This is a genomic window from Mucilaginibacter sp. Mucisp73, assembly GCF_059491465.1.
In genome coordinates, this window is the sequence record NZ_CP168507.1 from 590,439 (window position 1) to 616,306 (window position 25,868).

The following is a 25,868-nucleotide window of genomic DNA, read 5'->3' on the forward strand; positions in this document are numbered from 1 at the left end:
TTAAAGTAACAAAACAAGTGAGGCGGCCTAACATAAAAAACGAGTATATAATTTATATACTCGTTTTTTGTGATTAATAATCGTCGCTACCGCCGCGGCCAGGCCTTTCATCATCATCAAAGCCTTCGTCATCGCTAAATTCATTGCCGAATTCATCTTCCTCCTCTTCTTCTTCGCCGCCGCTGTGTTTTTCTTCCGGCAGATCATCGGTATCTGTAACTTCCGAAAAATCTTCGGCATCCTCCGGGTTAAAGGCCATTTCGTTCAAAAAGTCGAAGTCTTCGGTAACAGGCGGTAAAACGGTAGCATTAAATGCATTGCCAAATTGTTTAGGCGCTTCGCCAACTGATTTTACAACGGCAGGGTAAGTAGTGCCCGGTGTTTCATCTAAAATGATCTTCATCAGTTCCACATGAAAATCAAATGGGCGGTCGAAATTGAATGTATAGTAAAATTTTTGGTGCGGATCATCAATAAAACTCAACAGCTTTACTTTATTCATTAATGATACACCACGGTCAATACGCCTTTGGTTAGGCAGGTAAGTTATTTCTTCACCTTTAGTCCACTGATCATTGCTGATATAAAATGATGAAGGAAATTCCGGATTATAACCGGTTGACTGATGAATTGCGCGGTGAAGATCTTCGAAAGTTTGATTTGATTTTACATCAATTTCTCTCGTAACGTCATCGTAGTCTTCAAAAGTAACCCTGAACCTGTATACTGCCATTGCTTATTGTAGATTTTGGACAAAAATAATAATGTTTTAATTTAATTTGGGGTAGTCACAACTTTTAAGCCAATTTCAAGGCCCTTGCTTATTGTAAAGCTTAACGCGGCCTCCCGATTGTTAGGAATTTCGCCTTCCAATATGGCTTCGCGGATCTGATTTTTGATTATTCCTACTTCCCTGCCTTCTTTTATACCAAACATGGTCATGATATCGTTACCGGTAACCGGCGGCTGCCAGTTACGGATGCTGTCGCGCTCCTCAACGTCTTTTAATTTTTGTTGAACAAGCTCAAAATTGTTACGATATTTTTTAACCTTATATTCATTTTTGGTGGTGATGTCTGCTTTACACAACAACATGAGTGCTTCAATATCGTCTCCTGCCTCAAAAAGCAAACGCCTCACTGCCGAATCGGTAACTATGGATTGTGAAAGTACGATGGGCCTTAAATGCAGCTGCACCAACTTTTGAACCTGCTTCATTTTTTCATTAAGCGGCAGCTTAAGCTGGGTGAAGATCTTGGGCACCATGCGTGCGCCCCGGTCTTCATGACCATGAAAAGTCCAGCCGTGGCCGGGCTCAAAACGTTTGGTGGCGGGTTTGGCTATGTCATGCAGTATAGCAGCCCAGCGTAACCATAGGTCGTCAGTAGTTTCGCAGATGTTGTCAAGTACCTGAAGGGTATGGTAAAAGTTATCCTTATGGCCTTTGCCATCTACATAGTCAACCCCGTAAAGGGCTACCATTTGCGGGAAGATCTTATGCAGCAGCCCGGTATCAAACAAATAATTAAAGCCGATTGATGGTACCGGCGACAGGATGATCTTGTTCAGTTCATCGGTAATGCGCTCCTGCGATATGATGTTGATCCTGTCGGCAGTGGTTTTAATGGCTTCAACAGCGATATCATCAATCCTGAAATTAAGCTGGGTAGCAAACCTGATGGCCCGCATCATGCGCAGCGGATCATCAGAAAATGTTTCGTTAGGATTAAGCGGTGTGCGGATCAGCTTGTTTTGCAGGTCGGCAATGCCGTTAAAGGGATCAAGCAACTCGCCAAAAGTATCCGGGTGGAGGGAAATGGCCAGCGCGTTGATGGTAAAATCGCGGCGTTTCTGGTCATCTTCCAAAGTGCCGTTCTCCACAATTGGCTTGCGCGAGTCGCGGCGGTATGATTCTTTGCGGGCGCCAACAAACTCTATCTCCAGATCGCGGTATTTGAGCGAGGCAGTACCGAAGTTTTTATAAACCGCCAGTTTAACTTTAAGTGTATTGGCAACAACTTCGGCAAAGGCTATCCCGTTGCCAATAATTACGATATCAATATCCTTCGACGGGCGGTTCAGGAAAATATCGCGCACAAAACCACCTATAGCATAGGCCTGTACATTTTGTTCGCCCGCTAAACGGGATATAACAGAAAATACGGGATGCCTGAGGTGTTGTTGCATAGTTTGATGCTTAAAAACGCTAATAAGGGTACAAAGGTAAGATTAATTGGTAAAATGCCCCGGTAAAGTCGAAAGTCTTAAGTCCTAAGTATTTTCCCACTTAATAAACAAAACTTTCAGACTTCAGACTTTGGACCTCATACTTCCGGCTTTCTGCACGACAGGGGGTTAACAGGGTTAACACAATTTTAGTTATTTTGATTTAAACAATTGATAGTCAGTATATTGAATATGTAAGGGGGGTAAACAAAAGATTTTATAAAAATGTTTCTGTTAAAACATATCTTCAAAAATACCTTTTTAACTAATCACTCGTTAACGACGCAAAAACTCAAACCTGCCATCAGGGGCCAACCTCATGATGGTTGATGGTGTTTTGATCTCTTTGCTATGCTGCTCCAAATCAACAACGTAATCAACACCGTCAATAATTTCCTGGTCTATCTGCGAAAAATATTGCGGCGAGGGCTTGCCACTGATATTGGCGGAGGTAGACACCAAAGGTTTGCGTAAACGCTGGATCAATTGCTGGCAAAAAGGGGTGTCTTTTACAACCCTGATCCCCACACTGCCATCAGCAGCAATTAATGCCGGAGAAATGTTTTTGGCGCCCGGCATTACCAGTGTTAAGGGGTTTTCGGCGTATTCAATCAGTTCAAAGGCCAGCGGGTTTACTTCGCTAATATAGCTTTCGAGCTTGTTTTCAGTATCCAGCAAAATGATCATGCTTTTGGCCTCATCGCGCTGTTTTAGGCGATAGATCTTTTGAATGGCTTCGGTATTGGTGGCGTCACAGCCTATGCCCCAAATGGTATCGGTAGGGTAAAGGATGATGCCACCCTCTTGTACAATTTTAAAAGCCTTGGCTACTTCGTCTCTAAGCATGGTTAAAAATATTTTGGTAAAGCTGCATTAATTGCCGGCTTAGTTTATCATCGGTAAAATTAGCTGCGTGAGCGCGGCCTTTGGTTATCATGGTTTGCCTTAAGCCATCATCACTAAGCACCTGGTTTAGTTTTTCGGCAAGACCGGCATCATCATCAGGGTTCACATAAAGGCTGCCCGGCCCGCCTGCTTCTTCAAGGCAGGAGCCTGTTGCTGCTATAACCGGCGTGCCACAGTTTAAAGCTTCTAACACCGGTATACCAAATCCTTCGTATCGTGATGGATAAACAAATACTGATGCCAGCTGATAAACAGCAGGTAGCTCTGCAAAGGTAACGTCTTTTAGAAATATTACCCGGTGGTTTAAGTTATTAGCTGTTATATACGTTTTAACCAATTCTGTGTATTTGGTTTCTTTGCCAATTACCACCAGTGGTATGTCATTGATGTTTTTTAGAGCCTTAACGGTTAACAGCAGGTTTTTGCGTTCCTCAATAGTGCCAACACTCAAAATAAAGCGGTTGGGCAGCTTATATTTTTCTTTTACAGCCGATTTTTGCGCGGCGGTTTGTTCAATTGCAAATGAAGGGTCACATCCCTGGTAAATAACTTCTATTTTTTGGGGGGCGATGCTGAGCAGGTCGACAAGGTCATCCTTGGTTTTTTGGCTTATGGCGATAATTTGATCCGTGACGCGGCAGGCATGTTTAACCTTAGCGAGGTAAATACGGTAATTAACTGCACCAAAATGTTTCGGATAACGCATGAAGATGAGGTCATGCATGGTGACAACCGACTTAATGCCGGTATGTTCGATTCCCGAAGGCAACTCGTGACTTAAACCATGGTACACTTCAATACCATCACGTTTTAAATCTTTGATAATTCCTTTACTACGCCACCATGAAGTGAACCATTTGCTTTTTGGGGTAACTGTGCGAATGCTGGGATAATCGCCAATAAAATTAAGCCGTGGATTAGCTTTGGCCTTTGGCGTATATAAATATAAAAGGTTGGATAGATTGAGCGACGCTATGCCTTTAATTAACCAGCGGCTGTAATTACCTAAGCCGGTATTATTGTAAAAAGCCCGTTTAGCATCGTATCCTATCTTCATGTTTTAGATATGAGATGTGAGATATGAGACGTGAGAAATGCTGCATTCTCAGAGGAATATAGCAGATGTGAAATAAAGGTATTGCCGGAATCTTTACCATGCAAAATCTCATATCTCACATCTGATATCTCATATCTATAATTATACCGCTACGTTGTTTTCACGCAGGGCGTCATTTAATGACGTTTTTTTATCGGTTGATTCCTTACGGGTACCGATGATGAGGGCGCAAGGCACCTGGTATTCGCCGGCAGCAAACTTTTTGGTGTATGAACCCGGAATTACCACCGAGCGGGCAGGTACGCGGCCTTTATATTCAACCGGGGTGCTGTGGGTAACATCAATGATTTTGGTTGATGCGGTTAATACCACGTTTGCACCTAATACAGCTTCATGTTCAACATGTACGCCCTCAACAACAATGGCACGTGAACCAATAAAGCAGTTATCTTCTATAATAACCGGGGCGGCTTGCAGAGGCTCCAGCACACCACCGATACCAACACCACCGCTTAAGTGTACATGTTTGCCAATCTGCGCACATGAACCTACAGTAGCCCAGGTATCAACCATGGTGCCTTCATCAACATAAGCACCAATGTTTACGTACGATGGCATCATGATAACACCCTTAGCCAGGTGGGCACCGTAGCGGGCAATACCATGAGGTACCACGCGAACGCCGGTTTGCTTGTAATCCGTTTTGAGTTTCATTTTGTCATGAAAAACAAAAGGGCCGGTTTTAATTTCTTCCATCTGCCTGGTTGGGAAATACAAAACAACCGCCTTTTTAATCCACTCATTTACATGCCAGCGTGTGCCAATGGGTTCGGCCACACGGATCTCGCCTTTGTCCAAACGGTCAATAACGGTTTCAATGGCGTTGGTGTATTCATTATAGTTCAGCAGGTTCCTGTCTTCCCAGGCCTCTTCAATCAGTTTTTTAAGATCTTGCATTGGTGAAATTAAACTTTTGGCAAATTAAAGGATTTTTAAGGAAATATGTTTTAAAAGATTGAATGTGATGAAAGAGCGGCGGGAGTTGAAAGATTAATTGCAACTAATGCAGAAAAGGCCTTGACAAAGTATTATGGATTCTTTGCGAAAGCTTTGAGTATAATAACAAGTTGCGTATAGTATTTGGGCCTTTATGTGTTTGATATTACACATTTATACAATATGCGGACAATTAGTTAATACTGCATAAAAATACATTAAGGAAACTTTAATTTTACATAAACGGAAACCAACGTTTAAACTAATTAGGTGTCAAAAGCCTTCCGGACAGCGAGTGTCGGGGAGGCTTACTTTTTTTTATTTCAACGGGCGCTTATAGGTATAATTCCGGGGTTGGTATAATAGGATTTTTGGGTAAATAACTTGATTTTAAAAGAGCGTTTATTTATTGTTATTTGTTAGTGTTTGCTGGTAAATAAGTTTATAAAACAGTAAACATTAGCACTTTACTTATCGTATAACTGCTTATTATATCAATCTGTTAGCTTAGCTGAATATTGGTATAATTGTTTTAACCTTTTAATTTATTGCTGTTAACAAATTATTCCCAATATGACCCCTTTAGTACTATTTGCAGTTATTTTGCTTTCGGTGGCACTGCTGCTTATCTTAAGCGTTTTGTTTTTTAGTTTACTCAAATACATCCAAAGGCGCTATTATCCACACTGGAAATTTCCGGATTATGTTAGCGTTGGTTATGCCGAATACCTTTATCATAAGTTCATTAAAAAAGACCTGCCCAAGTAAGCTATAAAAAGTACCGGATCATAACAGGTTTTTGATAACTACAATAATCTCTGGCAAAGCCGTTTTAAAAGCTGTAAATTTGAGGCTTTATACTTATACCACCGCCGGGATAGCGGCGCGGCAAGTTGCGTTTCAGCTATAAAGCATCTCCCGAACAGGGATGCTTTTATTTGTACGTAAAATGATATTGGTAATTTAGCCGGCCGACCGGCTAATCGGTATGAAAGCAATTGAATATTATGGCCGAAAAAGAGAAACTGAGAATAGATAAATACCTGTGGGCCATCCGCGTGTTTAAAACCCGTACACTGGCTTCTGATGCCTGTAAGGCCGGCCGCATCAAGCTGGATGGTAAAAACATCAAGCCGTCATACGAGGTGAAAATTGGCGATGTTTACCAGGTAGCAAAAGGCATTGAACGCAAGGTTGTAAAAGTAACCGGCTTGTTGGAAAACCGGGTAGACGCCAAAACGGCTGTCAATTTTTACGAGGATATAACCCCTGTTGAACAAACCCAGGCCTTTAAATCAATGTTCCATGCCCCGATACTTAAGCGTGATCGTGGCACGGGCCGCCCCACTAAGGCCGACAGGCGCGAGATTGATGACCTGAAAGATAATTTTTTTGAAGAAAAAGAAGAGGAATAGCCCCACCCAACCCTCCCCTAAAGGGAGAGGGCTTCTGAAAGCCGGGTAATGTATTATAAAAGTCTCCCCTTTAGGGGAGATTATTCGCAATTAATTTGTTTTTAGTGCTCATGAGGGCTACGCCGTTTAGAGGGGTGATTTAATAATGATCTTTATGTTCGGTTGTTTCCCAAAGCTTAAAAGCAGTTAGCGCTTCATCACGAAGGATTTGGACAAAAGGGAGCTTGCGTTTTTCCATGGTGCAGCCCAGTTCATCATAAATAAAATGATCGTCGAAACCTATCGCGGCCGCATCGGCTTTGGTATTGGCGTAATAAATTTTATCGATACGGGCCCAGTAAATGGCACCCAGGCACATGGGGCAGGGCTCGCAGCTGGTATAAATTTCGCAGCCTGATAAATTATAGGTTCCCAGTTCCTGGCAGGCCAGACGGATCACCGAGACTTCGGCGTGTGCGGTAGGGTCATTAGTGGGCACAACACGGTTGGCGCTGCGGGCTATGATCATGCCGTCCTTAACTATTACGGCCCCAAAAGGCCCGCCCATTCCGCGCTTTACATTGTCTTCGGCCAACTCAATGGCTATGCGCATAAATTTTTCGTGTGCCGTATTTTCCATATTGTCCTAAATTAAAAAACCTCAACCGAAGTTGAGGTTTTAATTTGAAAATGTGTCAATTTGGATATTTGAAAATGACTTGTAATTTTCAAATTACTACATCATCAAATTTTCAAATCGTATATTATTTTTTGTCTTTAGCGTAAGCTTCGTTAAGGCGTTTGGCAACGTCAACGGTAACATCTAACGATGGATCACCATACAATACGGTTGGATTGGCTTTTGAATAGGTTAACACCAGTTTGTAGCCTTTTTCTTTTGCATAACCTTTTACAAAGTCGGCAATTTTATCATACAGTTTAGCATTTTCAGAGGCTTGCTCGTTTTGGAATTCGGCACCTGCATTTTGAGAGTAACCTTGTAATTCCTGTTGTTTACGCTGTAACTGTTGCTCGGTAGCCTGGCGTTGATCAGCCGGCATGGTAGCCTGATTTTTCTGGTATTCGGCAACCTGGCGCTGAAAAGCCTGACCGCGGTTTTGCAGATCGGTTTGTGATGCTTTTCCTTTTTCTTCAAGGCGTTTTGACATATCCTTAAAGTAATCGTACTTGTTTAATAAAGAATCAGAGTTTACATAAACAATAGTTTCTTTATCAGGAGTTGCTGTGGTTGCAGCAGCCGGCTTATCGGCGGTTTTATTTTGAGTACAGGCCGCAACGCTACCTGCAATTGCTAATCCTAAAGTAAGTTTGGTTAAAACTGAAGCACTGGTTTTCATTCTGTCAATCTGAAAATTATTATAAAATTTTGACAAAGATAATCTTTCATTGCAAGTATCCTAATCGGATGTGCAGATAATCAGATGTGCAGATTTCAGATACGCGAATGTGCAGATGATGTTTGTTGCGGCAGTCCGTTATTTGAAAACGAAGATTTTTTTCACGCTAAGGCGCTAATGCCGCAAAGGTTGGTTTGTCTCAAAGGTTTTTATGGTCTGTAAATTTGCGTTAGATTCTGTGTTGATATGCAAAAGTTATTTTTTATTTTTGAGTCTTAGGCAGCTTTATGTTAGCCTGTTTAGGGCAGTCCTTCAATTGAAGCGACTGCTCTAACTATTTTCGGATATGTGTGCATTCTGTTGAAGGTAGTGTTTTTCGAATGGTTTGTTGGTTTTGTATATAGTGTATACCATCTCCAATAATTTTCTTTGTACTGCTACAGTAGCTTTCATTTTCACGCTATTTCGGGATACGATCCGGACAAATATAGCTTTATATCTTTCTGAATGTCTTATGGCCGCTAATGCAGGTAAGTGCATGGCTTTTCGTAAATGCTTGTTCCCCCTTTTAGATATCTTGGGTTTGCCCTTAACGGATGAGCCGGATTCTTTTTCCCTGACATCCAGCCCGGCGTAACTGGTCAGCTGCTTTTTACTCCTGATCAGCTCAAAGCCGTTTGTTTCGGCTATGATCACAGTGGCCGTTAATAAGCCGACTCCAGGAATAGTGGTAATGGTAGCCAGTGTTTGTTTTAAATGTTTGTCCTGTGCTACAGCTGTTCTAATCTCAGTAAGTATTTCTTTAAGTTGTTCACCAATCATCTTTATCCTGTCCATCATTCTGCGGATAGTATCTTCCCCCGGAAAAGCTTCGGACTGTTCAGCATGTAGCTGGTTCTTGATCATGGTTCTTTCTGCAATAAGTTGTTCTCTTTCACGGGTTATCTGCCGCAGGGTCCTGAACACCCTTTTGGGTTGTACCCAGTTATCCAGTTTCTTTTCAAGTCCGAACATGGCTATGGCAAAAGACATTGATTTATCGGTAATTGTTTTGATCTCCAGTGTCTTGAAGAAGTTCGAGATCTTGTTGGGCATGACAATACTTACAGCATACCCTTTGCCGGCCAGATAATAAGCAAGGCGCTCGTGGTATACACCTGTGGCCTCCATTACATATCTTAATGGATATTGGGGGATGCTTTGCTTGTTTATCCATACTTCCAGGTTTGCAAATCCTTTTTCATTGTTTGGAAAAATCTTGTTCGCATAAACTGTTATAACTGCCTGCTCATCCATCTTGCCGATAGAAACCACCAGCTCTTTTTGAGCCACATCAATACCTACTACTTGTTTTAATAATCTGCTTGCCATTGATCAAAGTTTTTAACTGTTATAAGTGAAAACCTTTCTTCGTTTTTCCTCCTGTTGGTTATCCTGGATATACTGCCTGGTCGTATTCCTTACATTCTGTTCAAACTCAAAAAAGTAAAGGAGTGAGGCTATATCTAACGCTCAACATGCTCAAGGCTGTTTGGGATTGCTGTGCTCTCACTCTTTTCACTCATAAAATCATTACAATAATATTAGATGTAAACATAGGAGGGATAGTAGCGGATACCGGCCTGAGGGTAATGCCTGCAGGTGTATGAGCGGATAGCCCGGCCGCAGGCAACGCCATTAATGATTTTGAATATCGGATTTTTGATTTCGGAACTTATGAACTGGATTCTTTAAAATTATTAATGCATTGCCGGGGTTGGAAATACAACAAATTCTATAAATCCTTTAAATTCTATAAAACTCGAGTTTAGACAAAGTATTCTGACAATTCTAAAATCCTGCAAATCCTGATTCAGACAACTCTCCACAACTGTACTTTTATCCACAAATAATCGTTAATTTGGGGTATTTTTTGTAATTTTGAAGATTGTTTCATTAAATAAATATGAGCGAAGAAATTCAGGATAAATCCAATTATTCAGCAGATAACATACAGGTTTTAGAAGGTTTAGAGGCGGTGCGCAAGCGTCCGTCGATGTACATTGGCGATACAGGTGTTAAAGGTTTGCACCACCTTGTATATGAAGTGGTTGATAACTCTATCGACGAAGCCCTTGCCGGTTATTGCGATGATATAAAAGTTACTATACATGTTGGCAATTCCATAACCGTATCAGATAACGGTCGTGGTATCCCTACTGGTATCAATACAAAAGAAGGTAAATCGGCGCTTGAAATTGTAATGACTGTTTTACACGCCGGTGGTAAATTTGACAAGGATACCTACAAGGTATCGGGTGGTTTGCACGGTGTAGGTGTAAGTTGCGTTAACGCACTGTCAACCCATGTTGCTACTGTTGTTCACCGTGAAGGCAAAATCTTTACCCAGGAGTATGAGCGTGGTAAGCCCATGTTTGATGTAAAGGAGATAGGTGTATCTGATAAAACCGGTACAATCCAAACATTTCAGCCCGATCCGGAGATTTTTACTACCACTACCGAGTATAAATACGATACCCTGGCTGGCCGTTTGCGCGAGCTTTCGTTCCTTAATAAAGGCATTCGCCTGAGCTTAACTGATGAGCGCGAAACTTTAGAGGATGGTACTTTCCGTTCAGAAGAGTTTTTCTCACAGGGTGGTTTGCGTGAGTTTGTTAAATTTTTGGACGGCACCCGTACGCCGATCATCCCTGAACCTATTTATGTAGATGGTAATAAAGGCGGCATTCCGGTTGAGCTTGCGCTGCAATACAATGACACCTACAGCGAGAACGTTTTCTCGTACGTAAATAACATCAATACTATTGAAGGTGGTACCCACGTAGCAGGTTTCCGTCGCGGTTTAACCCGTACTTTAAAAGCTTATGCTGATAAGGAAGGTTTACTGAAAAACGTAAAAGTTGAGATTAGCGGCGACGACTTCCGCGAAGGTTTAACTGCAGTAGTTTCGGTAAAAGTGGCCGAGCCGCAGTTTGAAGGCCAAACCAAAACCAAACTGGGTAACAATGAGGTAATGGGTGCTGTTGACGTGGCCGTTGGTGAAATTTTAGGTAATTACCTTGAAGAAAATCCTAAAGAAGCACGCCTTATTGTAAATAAAGTGATCCTTGCCGCTACCGCCCGTGCCGCCGCCCGTAAAGCGCGTGAAATGGTACAGCGCAAGAGTGTGATGACAGGCTCGGGATTACCGGGTAAACTGTCTGATTGTGCCAATAGCGACCCAACCCTTTGTGAGTTATTCCTTGTCGAAGGCGATTCGGCGGGTGGTACCGCTAAACAAGGCCGTAACCGCGAGTACCAGGCTATTTTACCATTGCGTGGTAAGATCCTGAACGTGGAGAAAGCCATGGAGCACAAGATTTACGAAAACGAAGAGATCAAGAACATGTTTACCGGTTTGGGCGTAAGCCGCGGTACGCCTGAAGATGATAAAGCCCTTAACTTAACCAAGCTCCGTTACCATAAAATCATCATCATGACGGATGCCGACGTGGACGGTTCGCACATTACCACGCTGATCCTTACTTTCTTCTTCCGTTACATGAAGGAGCTGGTTGAGGCCGGCTACGTATATATTGCTTCGCCGCCGCTTTACCAGGTTAAAAAAGGTAAGGAGTATGAATACTGCTGGAATGATGTACAGCGCGATGCCGCTATCCAGCGCCTTAAAGGTGCCGGCAAGGAAGACAGCGTGCACGTGCAACGCTACAAAGGTTTGGGTGAGATGAACGATATTCAGCTTTGGGAAACAACCATGAACCCCGAAACCCGTACCCTTAAACGTGCTACCATTGAAAACGCCGCCGAGTGCGACCATACCTTCAGTATGTTGATGGGGGATGAAGTTGCCCCACGCCGCGAGTTCATTGAGCGCAACGCTAAATATGCTAAGATAGATTCGTAAGCGATGCCCCGACCCCTGAAGGGGAGGGATGATTGATACATTTTTTAAGACCCGCTTCTTTTGAAGCGGGTTTTTTTGTAGGAGCTTGTCCCTGCCTGGTTTGGCGGGGCGTATTTAAATCAATTTTGCCGGAGCTGTTGTAATCGCTAACTTTAATTATGGAACACTATGATAACCGGATTGATGCCTACATCGAAAAATCACCCGAATTTGCAAAGCCAATTTTAAACTATCTGAGAGCTGTGGTGCATGAAGCCTCGCCTATGATAATTGAAACCATGAAATGGAGCATGCCTTTTTTTGATTATAAAGGTGTGGTTTGCAATATGGCCGCTTTTAAGCAACATTGCTCATTTGGTTTTTGGAAGGCATCGCTATTATACGATCCACAAAAGGTGTTGAGCCTGGCCGATCAGGCTGCAGGTAGCTTCGGTCGCCTAACCAGTATTGATGACCTTCCTCCAAAGGAAGTACTTATAGAGTTTATACAGCAGGCGATGGCCCTAAATGAAGATAATAAACCCAGGCCGGCTTCCCAAAAAAAGTCGCCCGCCCAACGCGACGAGCTGGTAGTACCTGACTACTTCGTGAAATTTTTAGAAGCTCATCCGCAAGCCTGGTTAAACCTTAACCAATTCAGCTACTCGCAGAAAAAAGAGTATATTGAATGGATAACCGAAGCCAAAACCGAGGCTACCCGCCTTAAGCGTATGGAAACCGCCGCTGAGTGGCTTGCTGAGGGTAAATCAAGGCACTGGAAGTACAAATAAATTCCAAATACCGAATATTAAACTTAACGCTTATGTTTTTCATCGATCTTAAGTATATCGCCCCTCTTGAAGAGATTGATGCTTATATGGAGGTCCATCTGAAGCATCTTAATAAATATTATGATGAAAAGGTATTTGTTGTTTGGGGGCCTAAGGTGCCGCGCACGGGTGGAGCTATCCTGGCCTTTGCGGGCTCAAGGGAGCAAATAGAGAAGATCATTACCGAAGATCCCTTTTACAAGCATAAACTTGCTGAATTTACCGTCACCGAGTTCTTGACTCCTGTGTATCATCCAGATTTAACGGCACTCCTGGACGGTGCGGAATAGGTTTAGTTTATTTTATCCAGCCGGGTTGGTTTTTCATTTGGAAAGCTGAACACCATGTAAATTTTGTTGCCTTCTGTATGGAAAGTAATATCGGCCCGTTCATTTTCATACATAAAGAACGACGCTTTTGCATATGGTACAATTACCATTGGTATTGCATCATTTTGGACGAAGTATAGTTTGCCTTCAGCAACATAAGTCTTGAATTTGTTTTTTTTATCGCCTGCTATCTGGTAATTACCTGCATATTGTTCCAATTGCTTTGCAGGTATATTAATAGCCTTATGCTGTTTGCAATAAGCAAATTTTATTGCGTTTTGCATTACTTGCGCCAATGCTGCCCCATGCCCGGCATTTGGGGTGATCGCGGTAGCAATATCAAGCCCTTTACAATGCTGGTTTTCCATGTAGATTTTAAAATCCTGAATGTTTTTGCTGGTTAAGAGCTCAAAAGAACCTACGCCTAAAAACACCCTGCAGTTAATGTCATGATTATTGGCAAAGTATTTTTTAGCCGAAGGGATCAGTTCACTGCCGCTGTTGCCCGGAGCGCCTATGAAAATCATGTTAAACAGGTTGGGATGCTCAAACAATACCATAGTAGTGAACATACCTCCAAACGAATAGCCATATAAGGCTTTATTATCGGTTACACGGTACTTGCTTTGTATAAAAGGAATTACTTCCTGCTCAATAAATGATATGAACTTTGGTCCGCCGGTTGAGGGGTTCAGGTCGCGGCTGCGCTGGTTTGGGCGGTTGCCGTAACCAATGCCTACAATGAGTGCTTCGGTGGTTTCATAATCCTGCCGGAGCATGTTGAAACAGTTCATGGCAACGGTCATGTTCCAGTCGCCATCAGTCATGTACAACACCGGGTATTTAGTTTTTGTGGTATCGTATCCCGGAGGGAAGTGTACATAGATGGTATAATCTTCGTCAATAACTGTTGAGTGATAGTCCCATTGCACCATGTCTTTGTCCGTAAAAGGGGCGGGGGTGTCGCTTTTAACCTGCGCGGCAGCAATGTTTGCGAAAAAGATAAAAGCAAGCAGACAGAGGCTGGTCTTGATACTTTGTTTCAACATGGCGTGTGGTTATATAAGTTAAGATAGTCTTAATTTACAAAAGGTTACAGCGTTGCTGAAATAAAAAAGGAATACCGGGAGAGGGATTTTCATTCCCCCTTTAGGGGGCAGGGGACTAAAAATCCAGCGGCCCCAGCCTTTTCATATTTTTCATAATGAGGTATTGCCTGTGCTTTAAATATTTGGTTGGGTTGGTGGCCGACCATTTTAGCGGGCTTGGGAAAATCACCGCTATGGCGGCAGCTTCCTGCCGGGTTAAATCGGAGGCCGGTTTGTGAAAATAAGCCTGCGAAGCAGCCTCAACACCGTATATGCCATCGCCCATTTCAATCTCGTTCAGGTAAACCTCCATGATGCGTTTTTTGCTCCAAAAGGTTTCTATTAATATGGTAAAATAAGCTTCGATACCTTTACGGAGTATGGAACGGCCTTCCCAAAGGAAAACATTTTTGGCTACCTGCTGTGATATGGTACTGCCGCCAATTAGTTTTTTGCTGTGCGAGTTTTTTTCGATAGCTTTTTCGATGGCGTTAAAATCGAAGCCGTGGTGCTCTAAAAAGGTCTGGTCTTCGGCGGCAACGGCGGCGCGTTTCATATTGTCGGAGATCTCGTCAAAATCTTTCCATTTTTTATCTATCTTCCATTCCTTACCTGCCGATTTACGCTGGAAGCCGCGTTCGATCATTAACCAGGTAAAAGGAGGGTTTATAAAACGGTAACCAATTACACCCAAAAGGCTTAACCCAAAAAACAGGATGAATATCAGTTTAAAAATCCTGAATATCAATTTAGGGATGCCATAAAACTTTGAATCCGATTTTGAATTCCGTTTGCCCGACGTTGATTTTTGGTTGTTTTTGCCGAAGAATTTGAACACAGTTATAAAATATTTCCTGATAAAAGAAGAGGGTGCCTCGCTTTAGCAAAACACCCTCTAAAATTCTAAATTTTTTCCAGAAATCCGAAATAAATATTCTTGATTTCGGATTTCGAGTTTTCGATTTCGAATTTGTTTTTATTTAATTCTAATCATAAAAAAAAGGTGTTTTGAATTAACAAAACACCTTTTAAGTTTTTCAAAATCCGAAATCTTAAATCCGAATTCCGAAATATAATTATTCCGCTACTACTTCAAACGGAACCTGTACTTTAACTTCTTTGTGCAGGTTGATGTTGGCTACGTATTCACCAACAAATTTTGGCTCCTGATCAAAAGTGATACGACGACGGTCAACTTCAAAACCTTCTTTTTTCAATGCATCAGCAATTTGGATAGTGTTGATAGCACCGAAGATTTTGCCTGTTTCGCCGGCTTTAGCACCAATGTTAAGTTTAACACCTTCTAAACGAGCTGCAATAGCATCAGCATCCTTGCGGATTTTTTCTTGCTTAAATTGAGCTTGTTTAAGGTTTTCGGCTAAAACTTTACGTGCGCTTTCAGTAGCTAATATGGCGTAGCCTTTTGGTAAAAGGTAGTTACGGCCATAACCTGGTTTCACATTTACGATATCGTCTTTATCACCCAGGTTTTTTACATCTTGTTTTAAAATAACTTCCATTTCTTAAATCTCCTATTATTTTAATGAATCTGTAACGTAAGGTAATAAACCGATGTGGCGTGCGCGTTTAACAGCCTGTGCCACTTTACGCTGAAACTTTAATGAAGTACCGGTTAAACGGCGTGGTAATACTTTACCTTGGTCGTTAATGAACTTTAATAAAAAGTTTGCGTCTTTGTAATCAATATACTTGATACCGTTCTTTTTGAAACGGCAGTATTTTTTACGGTTATCCTCCACTTTTGGAGCGGTAACGTATTTAATTTGTTCGTTAGCCATTAGTTTGCTGCCTCCTCTGCTTTAGCTGCTGGTTTTTTGTTAAAAGCACCGCTGCGTTTTTTGTCATTGTAAGCAATGGCATGTTTATCCAAAGCAATGGTCAGGAAACGCAAAACACGCTCATCGCGCCTTAACTCTATCTCCAATTTGTTAATTAATTCACCCGGAGCCTTAAATTCAGTTAAGTGATAGTACCCTGTAGTTTTCTTTTGGATTGGGTACGCTAATTTTCTCAAACCCCAATTATCCTCCTGGACAATTTCGGCTCCGCCATCAGTAAGAATTTTGCTGTATTTGGCATTTGCCTCTTTAGCAGTCTCTTCTGAAAGCAACGGGGTTAGAACGATCACGATTTCGTACTGTTGCATTATACTTGATTTTTAATTATTTACCCGCTATAACGGGGCTGCAAATGTAGGGGTAATTATTGAAACAATCAAATGTTTTTAAATGAAATGCTACGTGTGTAACAGCAAATTAGCCCGGCAGTGCTATATTAGCAGCCAAATTAATATTATGAAAAAGAACCTGCTCCTTTTTATCGCATTTTTTATAACAACAACCGGTGCAATAAAAGCACAAACAATAGGGCCCGCGCAGCAACGCCTGCTTGATTCGCTTTGTAAGGAACTGTCCAAAATTGACGTGGCAAAGATATCTACCAAACAAGCTGCCAATGATGCTTTTGAAAAGTGCTTTGAAAACCATGCCGACTTGCTGATGGATGTAGCCAAAGAGCAAAATGTTGAGGTAACCGATGAACCGGCAATGAGTAAAGTAGGCGTGGAGATCGGTAAAAACCTGATGAAGCAAAAATGTGGATCTTTTATGCAGCTGGCCATGAAAATGGGAAAGGATGACGATGCTGAGGGTACCGGCGCGCAAGTTACTACCGGCGTATTTAAACGGATTGATACAAAAGGATTCAATTATATTGTTATAACAGATAAGGCGGCTGCCGAAAAATCATTTATCTGGCTCAGGCAGTTTCCCGGGTCTGAGAAATTTATAGATGCTTCACCGGCTAAACTTGCCGGTAAAAAACTGCAGATAACCTGGAAGGACCTGGAAGTGTATCTGCCGCAAGCCAAGGGGTATTATACGGTAAAGGAAATAGTATCGATAGATATTCTGTAAACAGGGGAGAGATTGTATTGATAAAAACAATATTTTTTCTAAAACTTATGGCATAGCTTATGGTTTTACTTAAAAACTCATAAGCTATGCAACCCGCAACTATTCAAGCCGAAAAAGGAACAAGCAATCCGCTTACTTTCGATGAGATCTTAATGTATGGCGGAGGGGATGATCCCCTTGAAGGCGACTGGGACGACCAGGAAGATGAAGATTTTGATGATATCCTTGAGGATAAAGAAGATCTGCATGAAATACAGGTTGATGGCAGTATCGGTGAGCCTGACCCCGAAGATGATGATCATTTGCCTGATGATGATATTTAATATATTATGTGGTTAAGTCTTGTTTGTTTGACCGCGACATATTAAGTTCCTTTTTTGCTTATTCCTGTTTATTTTCCGTTGTTGCCTTAAAAGGTGATCAGAGCAGCTTGTTCCCTGAGCTGAGTTAAATCAAAATTGCGTAGTAATCATAACGCAGGCTCTTTTGTGTCTATTTTTTTCTCCAAGATTTAATTTTTTTCGACCTGAGTTTCATTGACTTAAACGGGTAGTTAAATTTAATTTGAAGTTAAAATGCGAATAATGTAATTTATTTGCTACATTACGATTGTTTTTGTATTAGCAATAGTATTATTGATGTGATTTTAATAAAAAAATAATATTATTTTTAATAAATTATCATTTTTTGTTATTTGAAATTAATCGTTAGCCGAAACTGTCTGTTATGAAAAAATTAGTCGTCTTATTGCCGATATTATTATCTTTTTTTTTAGCAAAAGCACAAAATCAGGATGTGCATATTAGCCTGGAGGCCCAGGGTATTGTCACTACCAATAATTCAGTGCCATTTTGGTTAAGGGCAAATCAGTTTGGCAGTATTCCGTTATCGGGTGGGTCCGGTAGTTTAATCGGAAAAATTCGGAAAGATTATGATACAACAAAAACTTACGACTGGGCCGCATCCTTTGAAGGTAGAGGAAATGCCGGAAATAATAGCAAGTTTATTTTAGTTGAGGGATTTGTAAAGGCCCACGCCGGTATTTTTGAATTGAAAGCTGGCCGTTCAAAGGATATTGTGGGTTTGGCCGATTCCACCCTTTCTTCAGGGGCATTCTCGGTTTCGGGCAATGCGCTGGGCGTACCCAAAATATCAATAGGCATACCGCAGTATTATAGTATACCTGTTTTAGGTAAGTTATTTGCTGTTAAAGCTAACCTGGCAATAGGTTATATTGGTAATGTTGATATATCTTACAGGCATGCCCAGGTCAACAATTCAAAAGCATATTATCTTGAAAACTGGTTATATACACGTATAGGTATGCCTGGTTGGCGTTTTAAGCTGCAACTGGGTTTCAACCATGAAGCGCTATGGGGCGATGAAAAGGACATTTTTCCCAATTACCGCTTAACCGGATCAGAAACGTTATGGCATGTATTAATAGGGCAGGTTTATCATCATTCAAAAGTCGGTAATCATTTAGGGTCATTAGATGTGGGGGCCGAATATCGGTTTGATGGTGTTAATGTTTTGCTTTATCGTCAAAACTTATATGATAAAGGGGCGCTTTCATCGCTTGCAAACATTGCCGATGGGTTAAATGGTTTAAGTATAACCAACAACAAGCCTGATAACGGGAATTTTTATTGGAAAAAAATAGTTTTTGAGGTGCTTTACACGGCTAACCAGGCGGGTGCTCTTGGCGCTAAACGAACAAATTCAGGATATGAAAACTATTACAATAATTATGAATATGCGCAGGGCTGGTCATATAAAGCAGTAGGTCTCGGTTCGCCATTTATTACAACCCGGCAAGAAGGCCGGGACAATCTACCATCTTCACCGAACGAATATTTTATCAATAACAGGGTTACAGTGTTTCACGCTGCATCACAGCTTTATATTTATAAATGGTTTTATACGGCTAAACTTTCGTATTCAATAAACAAAGGTAACTATAGCACAGGTAACAATAGTTTTATGGGCTCGGGAGGTAATGTTGTAGCCCCTGGTTTATACGGGGTGTTTAAACAGGTTAACCAGTTTTCCGCTTATCTTGAGGGTGTCAGGCCGCTTAATAAGGGCTACAAGATAGGTTATGATATAGGTTATGACAGGGGCGGGTTATTGTACAATTCCTTTGGTGTTATCCTGAAAGTTTCAAAAACCTTTTTGTAATAATTGTTATCGATGCCGGTGTGTAAAAAAATTAGCAAAACCGCTCTTTCACCAAATCTAATTTCTCACTACCTTAGCACTTGTGGATAATTTCATTGTTTCGGCCCGTAAGTATCGCCCGGCTACTTTTGAAACCGTTGTTGGTCAGCAGCATATAACCAATACGCTCAAAAACGCTATAAAAAATAACCAGCTGGCACAGGCATTTTTGTTTTGTGGTCCGCGTGGTGTGGGTAAAACTACCTGTGCACGGATCCTGGCTAAAACCATTAACTGTACCAATTTGCAGCCCAATGGCGAAGCCTGTGGCGAATGCGCTTCATGCAAGGCTTTTGAAAACGGAAACTCTTTTAATGTTCATGAGCTTGACGCTGCTTCAAACAACTCTGTCGATGATATCCGCAGTTTGATTGAGCAGGTACGGATCCCGCCCCAGGCGGCACGTTACAAGGTTTATATTATTGATGAGGTGCACATGCTGTCGCAGGCCGCTTTTAATGCGTTCCTGAAAACATTGGAGGAACCGCCTCATTATGCCATATTTATATTGGCTACTACCGAAAAGCATAAGATCCTGCCAACCATTCTTTCGCGCTGCCAGATCTTTGATTTTAACCGCATCAGGGTTGAGGATATGGCCAACCACCTGGCATCAATTGCCGGCAAGGAAAGCATAGGTTATGAGCCCGACGGCCTGCATATCATAGCCCAGAAAGCCGATGGTGGTTTGCGCGACGCGCTTTCGATGTTTGATCAGATTGTAAGCTTCTCTGGCGGCAAAGTTACTTATCGCTCGGTTATCGATAACCTGAACATACTTGATTACGATTATTATTTTAATATAACCGGGAGCCTGCTTAAGGAAGATACCGCTAAAGTATTATTGTTTTTTGACGAGATCCTTTCGCGCGGGTTTGATGGCGCGCATTTTATAGCCGGGCTTTCTGAACATTTCAGAAATCTGCTGGTGGGGAAGGATCAATCGACATTAAAGCTGCTTGAGGTGAGTGAAGGCATTAAAACAAAATACCTGCAGCAATCGCAGCAGGCATCGGTGTCGTTTTTGCTCTCGGCCATGAATATTGCCAACCAGTGCGATATTAGTTATAAGCTCAGCAAAAATCAACGGCTCCAGGTTGAATTGGCATTACTCAAGATGTGCCACCTGCCATCGGTGTTTAACCTGGCAACCACACCACTCACTGTAACTTCCGCGACCGACGGGGGACTAAAAAAAAAACCTGATACCTCAACAGTAACGCCTGTTAACGGAGCGCAGGCAAGCCCTGCTGTACCTATAGTGAGCGAAGCCGCACCGGTATACAGTGCCCCACCAAAAGAGGTTGTAAGGCCATCTGTACAGGTAAAAGAAACAATAACATCGCCTGCTGAAAAGCCTAAGATAGTAATGCCTTTGCGAAGTACGCTCACCCCTTCATTAACCGGTGAAGTTAAAACGCAGGAAGAATTGCTTGAAGAAGAGGACCCATATTTAAAAGGAGAGGATAAAGAGGATTTTACCATTGACGCCTTTTTGCAATGCTGGAGTGATTTTGCTGCATTCGCAAAAAAAGAGGGTAAAAAAACTTTGCTAACCGTTCTTACAGCGGGTGCGCCGCGCATGCTAAAGCCCTATGTTTTTGAAGTAATAGTAGGCAATATGGTGCAGGAAAATATTTTCAGGGATGAAAAGCCCGTTATGTTGAATTATCTGCGCAGTACACTTAAAAATTTTACTATCGAGGTAAATGCCCGGGTTGACGAACAAAAGGTAGTACGTAAGCCTTATACCGCGCCCGAAAAGTTTCAGCATATGGCAGCCCGCAACCCGCAGTTGCTGGAATTGAAAAGCCGGTTTAATCTTGATTTTGATTAACCGGGTTTTGAATGCTGAGCTGCGGGCTTAATTAAAAACCCACAACTCAGCAGTTAATAAATTATCTCAGGGGTTCCCTGTCATTTTTGGGGTATCCCTCTTCGTCAAGGTCATCGCGGTCGTCTTCGGGAGTGTGAGAAAGGGCGGCATCAACGGGATCAATCTCAACACTTTCTCCGTTGTCAATGTGCATTCCCAATTCATCTACATCGGTTTCAAGCGAACGGTCTTCGTCAAATTCGCCGTCTACATCGTAAGGGTTTGCCTCGTCATAGGTGGAGTTAAAATCCTCGCCGTTTTTTGCGGCAGTATGATACGGGTCGGGATGGTCATAATCCGGGTCATCACTTTTTACATCGTATTCGTAGCTATTATCGTCCGGGTTATAACTCAGGTCTTCCTTATCAATGGTTTCGCCCAGTTCATCTTTCAGGTTTTCGTCGCGATCAGGCAGATCATCATTGAAACCTGCATCGTCTATTTGATCGTAGTTCATAGGTTTGTGCTTTTATTATATAAATATACGCAGTAAAAATCCTGCCAAAAAGCAAATCAATCAAAAAAGATTTAGCCTAAGCTTAATAATGGATCTGTTTCCGGTAAGATGTAACACCACCAATGGCAAATTTAAAACCTAAAGTAACCTGCGAGTATGCATCGTTATGCGCGCCGGCAACGTAGGCGTCAAGATTATCGCCCATAATAAAATTGTACTGGTAACCGAGGTCAATTTTAACTGCAGGCTGATTGTAACTGTTAAACAGCTTAAACTCATAACCCAGCCTTAGTGGTATAAATATTTCATTTGTTTTGCGTTCGTATGGTAATTCCCGACCCTGCTCCAATAAAAGCGCATCTTGTGTTCTGTCTACAACATTATTATTAATGTATCCTAAGCCCGATGACAGGTAAAGGTTTTTAAAAGCATTGGCTACAGCACTTCTTGAGTAATCAATTAATTCGCCTGCCTGTACCTGCACCCTGAAAGAGTAAGCACTGAAATGGTTTTCAAATTGCCTTTGTGTACTTGTAGCCGGCGAACCGCCTTTTAAACGGCCTACCTCCACATTAAATACATAATTTACAAACGGGCCTTGATTGTAAGTAAAGTTAAGATTTATAGAAGGTGTTGTTTTTAGGGTTTGCACATCGGTAGAACTGGCCTGGTTGATACCTGCGGCAAAGCCAACGTCATATTGTGCATAATCAAAGCCTATTTGGGCTTTAGCTAAAAAAGATACAGAACACAGCAGGATTATAATGGAGATTTTTAGTATGGATTTTATCATAAATAAACGGCAGCACCTGTATAAAAGGAGCTTGTTTTATGGTAAGCGTTTTATTTTATAAAAATAGCACCAAAGTTTATAAAAACAACAATGCCGGTGTTAATAATTGTCATTATAACGAAATCTATAATTTTTCATTGCGTTATTTGATAAAATTGATAAAGTCAATTTTATATATTTGGGCCGTTTGTATAACAAAAACCACATCAGGCATGTCAAAAATAAAAGTAGAGAATCCGGTAGTTGAACTGGATGGCGATGAAATGACCCGAATAATCTGGAAATTCATTAAAGACAAATTGATTACCCCGTACCTTGATCTTGATATTAAATATTACGATCTGGGTATAGAGTACCGCGACCAAACCGACGACCAGGTAACTATTGACGCAGCTAACGCAATTAAACAATACGGCGTTGGTATTAAATGTGCTACTATTACGCCCGACGAAGCAAGGGTGAAAGAGTTTGGGTTAAAACAAATGTGGAAATCGCCAAACGGTACTATCCGTAACATATTGGACGGCACTGTTTTTCGTGAGCCTATTGTTATGTCCAATGTACCCCGCCTGGTACCTAACTGGACTGCGCCTATCTGCATTGGCCGTCACGCGTTTGGCGACCAGTACCGTGCTACCGATTTCTTAACCAAAGGCAAAGGTAAATTAACCGTTAAGTTTACTCCTGAAGATGGCGGCCCCGAGCAATCATACGAGGTATTTAACTTTAAAGGCGATGGTGTTGCATTGACGATGTACAACACCGATGAGTCTATCAAAGGGTTTGCGCATGCCTGCTTTAACCAGGCTTTAATGAAAGGCTGGCCTTTATACCTTTCAACCAAAAATACCATCCTTAAAAAATATGATGGCCGCTTCAAAGATATTTTTGAAGAGATCTATCAAAATGATTACAAACAAAAGTTTGAAGCAGCCGGTATCACGTATGAGCACCGCTTAATTGACGACATGGTTGCATCGGCCCTTAAATGGAACGGTAACTTTGTTTGGGCTTGTAAAAACTACGATGGCGACGTACAGTCAGATACTGTAGCACAAGGCTTTGGTTCATTAGGTTTAATGACCTCAACCCTGGTTACTCCTGATGGTACTGTAATGGAAGCTGAAGCTGCCCACGGTACTGTAACCCGTCACTATCGTGATCACCAGGCAGGTAAGCCAACCTCGACAAATCCAATTGCATCTATTTTTGCCTGGACAAGAGGTTTGGAATTCCGTGGCATCTTGGATAAGAACACAGAACTGATCAATTTCTGCAAGGCTTTGGAAGAAGTTTGTATTGAAACCGTTGAAAGCGGCAAAATGACCAAGGATTTGGCCATTACCATTAAACCAAAAGTGGAGCACGGTACCGATTACCTGTACACCGAAGAGTTTTTGGCTGCAATTGACGAGAACCTGAAAAAACGCTTAGGTAAATAATTGACAGGCGATTTAAATAAGAAAAAGCTCATACATCATCGTATGGGCTTTTTTGTTACACATTAAGCTGAGTAAACCAATTTAGCGTTTTCAATTTTCTATTTAACTCCTAACTTAGCGGGCAAAAATACATAACACTATGTCGGCATTATATCCATTAAAATTTAAAACCATATATAAAGACAAGATATGGGGCGGTCAAAAGATAAAAACCTATTTGCATAAAGATTTTGGCAGCCTGCCCAACTGCGGCGAAACCTGGGAAATATCAGGCGTAAAATCTGATGTTTCGGTTGTAGCTTCGGGCGCTTTGGAAGGTGAATCACTGGCCGACTTATTAGAGCAATACAAAGATGAGCTGGTTGGTAAAAAGGTTTATGATCACTTCGGCAACATCTTCCCCTTATTGGTGAAATTTATTGATGCCAATGATGATCTTTCGGTACAGGTACACCCCGATGACAAGCTGGCCAAAGTACGCCATAACTCATTTGGTAAAACCGAAATGTGGTATATCATTGAAGCCGATCCGGGGTCGACACTGATTACCGGTTTTAACCAGGAAATGACCGAGCAAAAATATGTCGATGCTTTAAACAGCGGTCATATCATGGATATCCTTAACAAAGAGGATGCAGTAGCTGATGATGTTTTCTTTTTACCCGCAGGCAGGGTGCATACTATTGGCAAAGGTTTATTGATTGCCGAAATTCAGCAAACATCTGATATTACTTATCGTATTTACGATTTTGACCGTGTTGATGATAAAGGCAATAAACGTGAGTTACATACCGAAGAAGCTCTTGCCGCTATTGATTACAAGCATTATCCCGAATATAAAACCCAATACGAACCTAAAAAGAACGAAACTGTAAAACTGGTTACCTGCCCTTATTTTACTACCAATGTGCTCGATTTTGACGAAAGTACATCGAAAGACTATTCGGCGCTTGATTCATTTGTGATCCATGTTTGTGTTGAAGGCGGTTATACTGTAAAATATAACAACCAGGCATACGCGGTTAAAATGGGCGAATGTATCCTGTTACCAAAAAGCATCGATAAAGTTGAGTTGGAAACAACAGGCGGCTTTAAAATACTGGAAAGCTATATTGAATAACAGCATACGGTTGTTTCCTGCGTTTATGAAAAAACAAATATATTTTTTAAGCCTGGCCATAGTCGTATTACTTGCGGGTAATGCTTGCAAAAAAGAAAAGGGTGAACCTGTAAATGCTTATGCAGGTAAGTATTCGCTGATATCAGAAACGAATATAAACATCACCACCGGTCACGCAGATACCTATACAAACGTTGTGTCTCCATGCATAAGTGATAACCAAACTAACCTGAAAGGTGATGGCACATGGACAGCCGCTTATGTAGGCGCTGAAGATTGTTATGTTTCAAGGACTGATAATAGTTACACTATTATTGGGCAAAAGGGGGCATCTGCGTCGGGTTCCTGGGTGCAAAGCGGTAACCGGATAAAGTTTACTTTGTCCAATAAATCTGTTTCATACGGCGTGGTGAGCAATGTAGGCGGAAAAGTTCAGCTTACATTTAAAGATACCTCCCAATACTTTATTTCTACTTCGGTGTTAATGAAGCAATAATAAATACGGAGCCTTTTAGGTTCCGTATTTTTTTTCTTGCTCGGTGACTTGCGGTTAAACGTTGTCAAAAACCTCTTTTAACTGATTTATTCTTACAGGTTTGAACAGATAGTCAGAAACTTCAGAAATATTTTTAGCCCGGTGGATATCGTTAAGATCAACTGATGAACTCACCATATAAACAGCGATCTTTTTCCCCGTTCGGGGTTTTATTTTCGCAAATTCATGCATAAACTCCCATCCATCCATAACCGGCATATTAATATCCAGTAATATTACATCGGGTAGGTTATGGTCTTCGTTTGCTTTTTTCAATGCGCAAATGGCTTCTTCTCCATTTACAAAATGGCTCAATTGGGTATTCAGTTCCTTTATGCTTATTAATTTTTTAAGGCCGTAAACGTAAATACTATCATCATCCACAATCCAGGTGTTAGCCGGACTTCGCTCTGCAATCATCT

Annotated in this window: 28 protein-coding genes; 12 read left to right on the forward strand and 16 right to left on the reverse strand. The window is 41.6% G+C overall.

Going from position 1 to position 25,868, the window contains the following annotated elements:
- Positions 1-73: 73 nt before the first annotated feature.
- From ACEN82_RS02615 to ACEN82_RS02635, 5 genes are all read right to left on the reverse strand, one after another.
- Positions 74-733 carry an IS1096 element passenger TnpR family protein gene (locus ACEN82_RS02615; RefSeq protein WP_413320207.1) on the reverse strand — a complete coding sequence of 220 codons (660 nt, stop codon included), beginning with the start codon at positions 731-733 and terminating at the stop codon, positions 74-76.
- Between the two features lie 41 nt (positions 734-774).
- Entirely contained in the window at positions 775-2,187 is a 1,413-nt protein-coding gene (locus tag ACEN82_RS02620) for a CCA tRNA nucleotidyltransferase (RefSeq protein ID WP_413320205.1), read from the reverse strand.
- A 315-nt stretch (positions 2,188-2,502) separates the two neighbouring features.
- The gene (locus ACEN82_RS02625) at positions 2,503-3,072 is read right to left on the reverse strand and encodes an L-threonylcarbamoyladenylate synthase (RefSeq protein ID WP_091166671.1); all 570 of its coding nucleotides are present in this window, start codon (positions 3,070-3,072) and stop codon (positions 2,503-2,505) included.
- Positions 3,065-4,189 (reverse strand): glycosyltransferase family 4 protein, encoded by a 1,125-nt coding sequence (locus ACEN82_RS02630; RefSeq protein WP_413320203.1) that lies wholly within the window; start codon positions 4,187-4,189, stop codon positions 3,065-3,067. Before ACEN82_RS02630 ends, ACEN82_RS02625 begins: the two co-directional genes overlap by 8 nt.
- Positions 4,190-4,330: 141 nt before the next feature.
- A complete protein-coding gene (locus tag ACEN82_RS02635; protein ID WP_090528546.1) occupies positions 4,331-5,146 on the reverse strand; it encodes a 2,3,4,5-tetrahydropyridine-2,6-dicarboxylate N-succinyltransferase in 816 nt (271 codons plus the stop codon).
- Between the two features lie 612 nt (positions 5,147-5,758).
- Between ACEN82_RS02635 and ACEN82_RS02640 the strand changes: the two genes are divergently transcribed.
- Both ACEN82_RS02640 and ACEN82_RS02645 read left to right on the forward strand, forming a co-directional pair.
- Positions 5,759-5,953, forward strand: coding sequence for a hypothetical protein (locus tag ACEN82_RS02640; RefSeq protein ID WP_090528540.1), 195 nt, complete (start codon positions 5,759-5,761; stop codon positions 5,951-5,953).
- A gap of 239 nt (positions 5,954-6,192) precedes the next feature.
- Complete coding sequence (locus ACEN82_RS02645) at positions 6,193-6,600, forward strand: RNA-binding S4 domain-containing protein (protein WP_112657759.1); 408 nt, start codon at positions 6,193-6,195, stop codon at positions 6,598-6,600.
- A gap of 139 nt (positions 6,601-6,739) precedes the next feature.
- Here the strand turns inward: ACEN82_RS02645 and ACEN82_RS02650 are convergent, their stop codons facing one another.
- The 3 genes from ACEN82_RS02650 to ACEN82_RS02660 all read right to left on the reverse strand — a co-directional run bounded on the left by ACEN82_RS02650 (position 6,740) and on the right by ACEN82_RS02660 (position 9,308).
- Positions 6,740-7,219 (reverse strand): nucleoside deaminase, encoded by a 480-nt coding sequence (locus tag ACEN82_RS02650; protein WP_090528535.1) that lies wholly within the window; start codon positions 7,217-7,219, stop codon positions 6,740-6,742.
- A 124-nt stretch (positions 7,220-7,343) separates the two neighbouring features.
- Positions 7,344-7,937 carry an OmpH/Skp family outer membrane protein gene (locus ACEN82_RS02655; RefSeq protein ID WP_090528531.1) on the reverse strand — a complete coding sequence of 198 codons (594 nt, stop codon included), beginning with the start codon at positions 7,935-7,937 and terminating at the stop codon, positions 7,344-7,346.
- 330 nt (positions 7,938-8,267) lie between these two features.
- Entirely contained in the window at positions 8,268-9,308 is a 1,041-nt protein-coding gene (locus ACEN82_RS02660; protein WP_413323217.1) for an IS110 family RNA-guided transposase, read from the reverse strand.
- A 574-nt stretch (positions 9,309-9,882) separates the two neighbouring features.
- On the opposite strand from ACEN82_RS02660, the gene gyrB reads away from it, so the two are divergent.
- The 3 genes from gyrB to ACEN82_RS02675 all read left to right on the forward strand — a co-directional run bounded on the left by gyrB (position 9,883) and on the right by ACEN82_RS02675 (position 12,940).
- The gene (gyrB, locus tag ACEN82_RS02665) at positions 9,883-11,841 is read left to right on the forward strand and encodes a DNA topoisomerase (ATP-hydrolyzing) subunit B (RefSeq protein ID WP_274986778.1); all 1,959 of its coding nucleotides are present in this window, start codon (positions 9,883-9,885) and stop codon (positions 11,839-11,841) included.
- A 158-nt stretch (positions 11,842-11,999) separates the two neighbouring features.
- Complete coding sequence (locus ACEN82_RS02670) at positions 12,000-12,611, forward strand: YdeI/OmpD-associated family protein (RefSeq protein WP_413322505.1); 612 nt, start codon at positions 12,000-12,002, stop codon at positions 12,609-12,611.
- A gap of 32 nt (positions 12,612-12,643) precedes the next feature.
- Positions 12,644-12,940: a YciI family protein gene (locus ACEN82_RS02675; RefSeq protein ID WP_413322504.1), complete on the forward strand. Its 297-nt coding sequence runs from the start codon at positions 12,644-12,646 to the stop codon at positions 12,938-12,940.
- 2 nt (positions 12,941-12,942) lie between these two features.
- Here ACEN82_RS02675 and ACEN82_RS02680 read toward each other — a convergent pair whose 3' ends face one another.
- From ACEN82_RS02680 to rpsF, 5 genes are all read right to left on the reverse strand, one after another.
- A complete protein-coding gene (locus ACEN82_RS02680; RefSeq protein WP_413322503.1) occupies positions 12,943-14,028 on the reverse strand; it encodes an alpha/beta hydrolase in 1,086 nt (361 codons plus the stop codon).
- 115 nt (positions 14,029-14,143) lie between these two features.
- On the reverse strand, positions 14,144-14,815 hold the full coding sequence (gene mtgA, locus ACEN82_RS02685) for a monofunctional biosynthetic peptidoglycan transglycosylase (protein ID WP_188833523.1): 672 nt from the start codon (positions 14,813-14,815) through the stop codon (positions 14,144-14,146).
- 328 nt (positions 14,816-15,143) lie between these two features.
- Positions 15,144-15,587 carry a 50S ribosomal protein L9 gene (gene rplI, locus ACEN82_RS02690; RefSeq protein ID WP_090528515.1) on the reverse strand — a complete coding sequence of 148 codons (444 nt, stop codon included), beginning with the start codon at positions 15,585-15,587 and terminating at the stop codon, positions 15,144-15,146.
- Between the two features lie 15 nt (positions 15,588-15,602).
- Positions 15,603-15,866: a 30S ribosomal protein S18 gene (rpsR, locus tag ACEN82_RS02695; RefSeq protein ID WP_022833472.1), complete on the reverse strand. Its 264-nt coding sequence runs from the start codon at positions 15,864-15,866 to the stop codon at positions 15,603-15,605.
- The gene (gene rpsF, locus ACEN82_RS02700) at positions 15,866-16,234 is read right to left on the reverse strand and encodes a 30S ribosomal protein S6 (protein ID WP_090528512.1); all 369 of its coding nucleotides are present in this window, start codon (positions 16,232-16,234) and stop codon (positions 15,866-15,868) included. Before rpsF ends, rpsR begins: the two co-directional genes overlap by 1 nt.
- Positions 16,235-16,382: 148 nt before the next feature.
- Here rpsF and ACEN82_RS02705 point away from each other — a divergent pair, with 148 nt between their 5' ends.
- From ACEN82_RS02705 to ACEN82_RS02720, 4 genes are all read left to right on the forward strand, one after another.
- Positions 16,383-17,003 carry a hypothetical protein gene (locus ACEN82_RS02705; protein WP_413322502.1) on the forward strand — a complete coding sequence of 207 codons (621 nt, stop codon included), beginning with the start codon at positions 16,383-16,385 and terminating at the stop codon, positions 17,001-17,003.
- A gap of 86 nt (positions 17,004-17,089) precedes the next feature.
- Positions 17,090-17,326 carry a hypothetical protein gene (locus ACEN82_RS02710; protein ID WP_090528506.1) on the forward strand — a complete coding sequence of 79 codons (237 nt, stop codon included), beginning with the start codon at positions 17,090-17,092 and terminating at the stop codon, positions 17,324-17,326.
- Between the two features lie 403 nt (positions 17,327-17,729).
- A complete protein-coding gene (locus tag ACEN82_RS02715; RefSeq protein ID WP_413322501.1) occupies positions 17,730-19,184 on the forward strand; it encodes a capsule assembly Wzi family protein in 1,455 nt (484 codons plus the stop codon).
- A gap of 82 nt (positions 19,185-19,266) precedes the next feature.
- Positions 19,267-21,060 (forward strand): DNA polymerase III subunit gamma/tau, encoded by a 1,794-nt coding sequence (locus tag ACEN82_RS02720; protein WP_413322500.1) that lies wholly within the window; start codon positions 19,267-19,269, stop codon positions 21,058-21,060.
- Between the two features lie 61 nt (positions 21,061-21,121).
- On the opposite strand, the gene ACEN82_RS02725 is transcribed toward ACEN82_RS02720, so the two are convergent.
- Together ACEN82_RS02725 and ACEN82_RS02730 are read right to left on the reverse strand one after the other, a co-directional pair.
- Positions 21,122-21,556, reverse strand: coding sequence for a hypothetical protein (locus tag ACEN82_RS02725; RefSeq protein ID WP_112657773.1), 435 nt, complete (start codon positions 21,554-21,556; stop codon positions 21,122-21,124).
- Between the two features lie 82 nt (positions 21,557-21,638).
- Positions 21,639-22,349: a hypothetical protein gene (locus tag ACEN82_RS02730; RefSeq protein WP_413322499.1), complete on the reverse strand. Its 711-nt coding sequence runs from the start codon at positions 22,347-22,349 to the stop codon at positions 21,639-21,641.
- Between the two features lie 212 nt (positions 22,350-22,561).
- On the opposite strand from ACEN82_RS02730, the gene ACEN82_RS02735 reads away from it, so the two are divergent.
- From ACEN82_RS02735 to ACEN82_RS02745, 3 genes are all read left to right on the forward strand, one after another.
- Positions 22,562-23,791: an NADP-dependent isocitrate dehydrogenase gene (locus tag ACEN82_RS02735; protein ID WP_090529643.1), complete on the forward strand. Its 1,230-nt coding sequence runs from the start codon at positions 22,562-22,564 to the stop codon at positions 23,789-23,791.
- 139 nt (positions 23,792-23,930) lie between these two features.
- The gene (locus ACEN82_RS02740) at positions 23,931-24,911 is read left to right on the forward strand and encodes a type I phosphomannose isomerase catalytic subunit (protein WP_413322498.1); all 981 of its coding nucleotides are present in this window, start codon (positions 23,931-23,933) and stop codon (positions 24,909-24,911) included.
- 25 nt (positions 24,912-24,936) lie between these two features.
- On the forward strand, positions 24,937-25,407 hold the full coding sequence (locus ACEN82_RS02745; protein ID WP_413322497.1) for a hypothetical protein: 471 nt from the start codon (positions 24,937-24,939) through the stop codon (positions 25,405-25,407).
- Positions 25,408-25,461: 54 nt separating this feature from the next.
- On the opposite strand, the gene ACEN82_RS02750 is transcribed toward ACEN82_RS02745, so the two are convergent.
- On the reverse strand, positions 25,462-25,866 hold the full coding sequence (locus ACEN82_RS02750) for a response regulator (protein ID WP_090528481.1): 405 nt from the start codon (positions 25,864-25,866) through the stop codon (positions 25,462-25,464).
- Between the last annotated feature and the right edge of the window lie 2 nt (positions 25,867-25,868).